This is a genomic window from Candidatus Accumulibacter vicinus (assembly GCF_000584955.1).
GTDB lineage: Bacteria > Pseudomonadota > Gammaproteobacteria > Burkholderiales > Rhodocyclaceae > Accumulibacter > Accumulibacter vicinus.
Map to the genome: position 1 here is coordinate 138,203 of NZ_JDSS02000020.1, position 5,911 is coordinate 144,113.

General features: G+C 66.6%; 5 protein-coding genes and 3 pseudogenes. 3 read left to right on the plus strand and 5 right to left on the minus strand.

Going from position 1 to position 5,911, the window contains the following annotated elements:
- Nucleotides 1–195, minus strand: a pseudogene (locus CAPSK01_RS22405) (heptose kinase); the annotation flags it as partial.
- A gap of 107 nt (nt 196–302) precedes the next feature.
- Here CAPSK01_RS22405 and CAPSK01_RS22410 point away from each other — a divergent pair.
- Nucleotides 303–437 (plus strand): annotated as a pseudogene (locus tag CAPSK01_RS22410) (RIO1 family regulatory kinase/ATPase); the annotation flags it as partial.
- 160 nt (nt 438–597) lie between these two features.
- Entirely contained in the window at nt 598–2,076 is a 1,479-nt protein-coding gene (locus CAPSK01_RS22415) for a diguanylate cyclase (RefSeq protein WP_273703369.1), read from the plus strand.
- Between the two features lie 28 nt (nt 2,077–2,104).
- Here the strand turns inward: CAPSK01_RS22415 and CAPSK01_RS08750 are convergent, their stop codons facing one another.
- From CAPSK01_RS08750 to CAPSK01_RS08765, 4 genes and pseudogenes are all read right to left on the minus strand, one after another.
- Nucleotides 2,105–2,446, minus strand: coding sequence for a hypothetical protein (locus tag CAPSK01_RS08750; RefSeq protein WP_273703370.1), 342 nt, complete (start codon nt 2,444–2,446; stop codon nt 2,105–2,107).
- 323 nt (nt 2,447–2,769) lie between these two features.
- Nucleotides 2,770–3,050: pseudogene (locus CAPSK01_RS08755) on the minus strand (VapC toxin family PIN domain ribonuclease); the annotation flags it as partial.
- Nucleotides 3,050–3,172, minus strand: coding sequence for a hypothetical protein (locus tag CAPSK01_RS08760; RefSeq protein ID WP_337958561.1), 123 nt, complete (start codon nt 3,170–3,172; stop codon nt 3,050–3,052). The gene CAPSK01_RS08760 and the pseudogene CAPSK01_RS08755, both read right to left, overlap by 1 nt.
- Nucleotides 3,163–3,999 (minus strand): PA4780 family RIO1-like protein kinase, encoded by an 837-nt coding sequence (locus tag CAPSK01_RS08765; protein WP_034925449.1) that lies wholly within the window; start codon nt 3,997–3,999, stop codon nt 3,163–3,165. The genes CAPSK01_RS08760 and CAPSK01_RS08765 overlap by 10 nt, the downstream gene beginning before the upstream one ends.
- 294 nt (nt 4,000–4,293) lie before the next feature.
- Here CAPSK01_RS08765 and CAPSK01_RS08770 point away from each other — a divergent pair.
- Nucleotides 4,294–5,911, plus strand: a 1,618-nt coding sequence (locus tag CAPSK01_RS08770) for a CHAT domain-containing protein (protein ID WP_034925322.1), incomplete at its 3' end; no start/stop codon positions are given.

Here is a 5,911-nt window from a genome sequence, read left to right on the forward strand (position 1 = left end):
GCGCTGGAGATTCTTGCCCGTGCCACTGTAGCGCTTGACGTAGTAGCGCTTGCCACCGGCACTGACGCGTAGCACGCGGCAGAGCGAATCGCTGGTAATCAACTCGCCGTCGAGCGAAAAGACGCGGTCGATGTCGCCAAACAGTTCTGCCACTTCGCTTGCCGGGTGCTGCCGGTTGACCCACCAGAACCTCACCTCATTCGTCCTCTCGCCCACACTGATACTTCCCGGTGGCGCCAACAAGCCGCGTGCAACCCGGAACGCCAGAGTATTTGCGAAAGCGACATCGGCCGTCAAGCGCAAACGAACGCATCCGTTACCAGGTAGTGCGGATGCTGTGCGCCGGCGTCATTGACGGCGACCTCTCCGAATACAGCATCCTTGTCGGCGAAGGCGGGCCGGTCATCATCGACCTGCCGCAAGCCGTCGACGCCGCCGAAATGTTCGGGCGAGGTGAAAGCCCGACAGGCTGCCAGGCGGGCGCAGCCCCTTGGTTCGCGCGCTTGAAACCCGTATAGTGGCGCATCGGTCGGAGGTGGGTCCGGGCCACGTGCCGCGACGCGCGGACGACAGCTAATTCGGGGGGAGAGCTTGGCGGTGAATGACGACGACCTGATCAGGGCACTGGCACGGGACGGCGTGATCCGAATGACGGCGCTACTGTCGCTGCTGATGCCCGCAAGTTCGGGCGTCGGGTTTGGCATCAAGGGGCTGGACGGACGTTATCGACTGTTCAACCGGGAGATGGCTCGACTGCTCGGTGACGGCATCGAGCGCCTCGACGGGAAGTCCGAAGACGAATTGCTGCCCCCGGCCGTGGGCAAGCAACTCGCGAGTTGCGAGCGCCGGCTGCTCGACGGCGCACCGGCCGCCTACGAAGAAGTCGATCTGCCCGTGCGCGGCCAGACCAACCGCTATCTGTGGCTCAAGCTGCCGGTCGTCGGGCTCGACGAGAAACTGCAGTCGATCGTCTCGATCGTGCACGAAGTCGCCCCACCGCCGGCCAGCCCGGCCATGCAGCAGACCCTCGATCGCCTGCAGCGGGCCAACCAGGAACTGCGGCGGACCGTCGTCGAACTCGAGCAGGTGGCCGGCACCGACAAGCTGACCGGCGCCTGGAACCGGCGCCGACTCGAGGAGTGCGTACGTAGCGAGATGGATCGGCTGAACCGCTACGAACAGCCGCTCAGCCTGCTGATCATCGATATCGATCACTTCAAGCCCATCAACGACCAGCATGGCCACGTCGTCGGCGACCAGGTTCTGCAGGCGCTGACCCGTCTGCTGCAGAGCCGGCTGCGTGGCACCGACGTGCTGGCGCGCTGGGGTGGCGAGGAGTTCATCGTGCTTTGTCCCAACACCGACCGGTCGACAGCGGCGATGCTTGCCGAACGCCTGCGCCACCAGATCGAACGCGCCAGCTTTCCGGTCATCGGACAACTGACGGTCAGCATCGGCGCCGCCGAATGCCACGCTGGCGACACCTGGGAGGAGTGGTTTCAGCGCGCCGACGAAGCACTCTACCGGGCGAAAGCCGGCGGCCGGAACCAGGCCCAACTGGCGCCGGACGCGATCGGGCCAGCCAGCACACTGGAATATATCGTCGCCGACTTCGTTCAGCTCGTCTGGCACCCGGCCTACGAATGCGGCAACGAGCTGGTCGATCGCGGCCATCGGCAGCTTTTCGCCGACGCCAATGAACTGCTGGCGGCAATCCTTTCCGGCGGCACCGCCGACGAGGTCGGAGTGATCGTCAGCCGGCTGATTGCCGATGTCCTCCAGCACTTTGCCGACGAGGAACAGGCGATCGTCGCCGCCGGCTTTCCCGGCGCCACGGCGCATGTCGTTCTGCACCAGGAATTGGCCAACCAGGCGCGGCATCTGGCGGCCAACTACGGCAATGGCCGTCAAGGCGTCGGCGATGTCTTCCAGTTCCTCGCCTACGATGTCGTCACCCGGCACATGCTGGGCGCCGACCGCGAGTTCTTTGCCCACCTGCAAAACCACGCGCCCGTTCGCAAGAACCGACCACCGGCGGAACGAAACCGCCGCCCGCCGAGGCCGAGGGTCCGGTGAACCGCCGGTTTGCCGCGTGACATCCGGCCTACTTGCTGACTGCTTCCTTGGCTTTGTCGGCCGCTTCCTTGGTCGCATCGGCGGCCTTGACGACCATCTCCTTGCCGGCTTCCTTGGTCGCCTCGACCGCTTCCTTGGTCTTGTCCTTGACTTCCGTACCGGCACTGACGACCTTCTCCTTGGCCGCCGCGCCGGCATCCTTGACGGCCTCCTTGGTCGCGTCGGCGGCCGCACCCACGGCCGCACCGGCTTTCTGGGCCGATTCCTTGGCCAGCCTGGCCGCCTCGGTCTTGGCGGCATCTTCCTTTTGGCCACAAGCGGCAACGGCGACGGTCAGTACGGCGGACAGAACGAACAGGCGGATTTTCATGATTTCGAGCTCCGGTTTTTGAGATGGATCGGTGGATGAAAAAGGCGGCGCGCTGGCGACAAGCTCGGCGGAACCGCCTTTGCGGGTTTGCCGGGCGGCGCCCGACTTCGCGAATTGCCATTATCGCAGCACATTCTCTGCCGCGAGTATAACCCGGTACCCGGGGCTGGCGGCCAGGCAGGTCGCTCTCGCGCTCACTGAAAGGTTCCCGCGACCTCCTGGACCTTTGCGCATGGCGACTTCCTGCCCGCGCCTACCAGGCGATACGCTGGTCGAATTCGTACTCCGGCGCCGGTTGATCGTGACCGCGCTCGGCGCATCGGGCGCGGGTCAGGTATGTGCAGCCGGGCGCTGCGCCGGGCAACGGCAGCGTCGACGGCCAGAATACGGCCATCGAACGCCGGCAGGACGTGATTGTCCAGCCATGAGCGGAACAGGGCTCCCTGCGCGGGGTCACGGCGTTCGGCAAGCACAACGCCGATTTCAAGCTCCTGTAGAGGTCGTTGGTGTCGACGCTGTCGGCCCATGCCGCCACGCAGGCATTTGCCTTGCCACTGCGAATTGTCCGCATTTCGGAAACGACATTGGTGTCAAGCAGGAACATCAACGCAAATCCGCTGCTTGTGCGAGATCGCGTAGCGGCGAGATATCAAGCTCAATGGCTTCAATGCCGGGCATGGCCAGCAGATCGGCGATTTTCTTGTAGTCGTCAAAGGTCAGCAGCACATGCGCCGGATGGCATTCTCCTCGATGGCCAGCTTGACCTGCAGGAGAACGGCGTCGACGTCGGCCGGCTCCTCGTCGAGCACCACTTGACCGGTCAGGGCCAGTTCCGGCGACAACAGGCCGCTCTCGTAATGCGCCCAGATTTCCTTGCCGTACTGGCTGTCCTTGAGGGTCGGCGCGAAGGCGCTGAAGTAGGTGCGCAGATTGAGCACGTCACGCTCGAACATTTCGGCGGCGTCGCTGTTGCCGGCCGCGTCGACGGCTTGTGGCAGGTCGATGATGACCGGCCCGCCTTCGCCGACGAGGATGTTGTATTCCGAGAGGTCGCCGTGGATGACGCCAGCGCACAGCATGCGCACCACCTGGTTCATCAGCAGCGCGTGATACGCCAGCGCCAGTTCCTCGCTGAGTTCGACGTCGTTCAGGCGCGGCGCCGCGTGGCCGTCGGCATCGAGAACCAGATCCATCAGCAACACGCCGGCGAAGCAGATATGCGGCTGCGGCACCCGCACGCCGGCGGCGGCCAACCGATACAGGGCATCGACCTCGGCGCTCTGCCAGACCTCCTCCTGCATCCGGCGCCCATAGCGGCTGCCTTTCGCCATGGCGCGCGCCTGCCGGCTGTTCTTGACCTTGCGGCCTTCCTGGTAGGAGGCGTTCTTGTGGAAGCTGCGTTGATTGGCCTCCTTGTAGACCTTGGCGCAGCGAATCGCGTCGCCGCAGCGAACGACGTAGACGGTGGCCTCCTTGCCGCTCATCAATTGGCCAATCACCTCATCGACGAGGCCTTCTTCGACGAGTGCGGTGAGTCTTTGCGGGGTTTTCATGGTGGCCATGGGTGGTGGGGGTTGGCTGGGTGCTTCCGCCACGTGCCGCGAGGCGGTGGGGAGCAGGTAGGTCGTCCAGCGTAACGCAAACGGACGCTCGTCGTGCAAACAATCGGGAATTGACGCTGCTCGATGGGGGCTCCTATACTCGTGTAGGCAGTGCTGGATTCCCTGCCCCCGGCCAGCCCGGCGGTCAGCCAGCCGCCGCGCGGCGGCGCGCAGCGAAGCCCGCGGCTTTCCGCCACTGCTCGCCACCGCCCGCCACCGCTGTCTTTTCCGTGAACGGTCCCCACCATGCAGACGTCGCACGCGACGCAGGAACTCCGCCTCCTCTTCCCGCCCGCGGCGGCCGACAGCCGGCGCGTCGCGCTCACCGACGGCGACGGTCGGCGACTCGGCGTCGAGCAGTCCTTCACTCCCTTGCTGAGCGACGCGGACTACGACGACCTCCGCTGGTATCTCGAGGAGTACATGGACTTGCCCGACGGCGGCGCCGTCGTCCGCGCGGCGCGTGTCAAGGCCAGGCTCGAGGAATGGGGCCGGCAACTGCACGACGCGATCTTTTCCGCACCGGAAAACCACGCCGCACTCGAGGCACTGCTCGCCGCGCCGGAGCCGCGCGAGCTGACCGTCGCCACCGACGACGCCGAACTGCTGCGTCTGCCGTGGGAACTCATGGCCGACGCCGCCGGCAAGCTCGCGCTACGCGTCTCGCTGCGCCGCCAACTCGCCCTCCCGGAGCAGGTCGCCGCCCGCACGGGCGAACTGCCGCTGCGCATCCTCTACGTCGTCAGCCGCCCCGACGATACCGGCTTCATCGACCCGCGCATGACGACGCAAGCGCTGCTAGCGGCGATCGACCCGCTCGGCGAAGCGGTCCAGCTCGACTTCTGCCGCCCGCCGACGCTCGCGCGCCTCGGGGAAATGCTGCGCGCGGCGCAGCAGGCCGGCGACGACTACGACGTCGTCCATTTCGACGGCCACGGGACCTTCCTGCCGCAGATGCAGATCGGCGCCCTCTGCTTCGAGAAGAGCGACGACGGCAGCGGCGAGTCGCAGACCGACCTCGTCGCCGCCGACCGGCTCGGCGACCTGCTCGCCCAGTACCGGATTCCGCTCGTCGTCCTCGAAGCCTGCCGCAGCGCGACGCTCGGCAAAACGCTGGTTTTCCGCTCGGTCGCCCCGCGCCTGATCCAGGCCGGCGTCGGCAGCGTGCTTTCGATGGGGCACGCCGTGCATGTCGAGGCGGCGAGGATCCTCCTCGACCGCTTCTACCGCGAACTGGCCAGCGGCACCGCCATCGGCCATGCGGTGGCGCAGGGGCGCAGCGCGCTCGTCGCCTCGCCCGCGCGCTGGCTCGAACAGGGCCCGGCGGCGCGCACGCTCAATCTCGAAGACTGGTTCCTGCCGCAGCTCTACCAGCGCGGCAGCGACGAACCGCTGCTGCCGGCCGACCTCGCCGGCCAGCAGTCGCTGCGCCAGTTCGATCTCTTCCTCAGTCACAACCACAACGACTCGGCGCGGGTCGAAGCGCTGGCCCGCACGCTCAGCGAAAGACACGGCCTGCGCGTCTGGCTCGACAAGTGGGAGTGTGGCCCCGGCAAGCTCGAACCGCAGTGCGCCGCCGGCATCCGCAACAGCCGCTTCACCGTCGTCGCCGGCTCGACCTCGGCGCTGAACTCGCAATGGGTCAGGTGGGAGATCGACAAGCACCGCGAAATCCATCCCGATTCCGGCGACGAGCACCTGCTGCCGCTCAAGCTCGAGCCGCTGCAACTGCCGCCCGATCTCGACGCCCTGCTCTGGGTCGATTTCTCCGACCCCGGGCACGATGGCGATAATGCGGCCCTCCTCGCCCGCCTGATCCGCAGCAGCGACGCCGCCGACGCGCGCCGTCGCCGCGGCTTCCGTC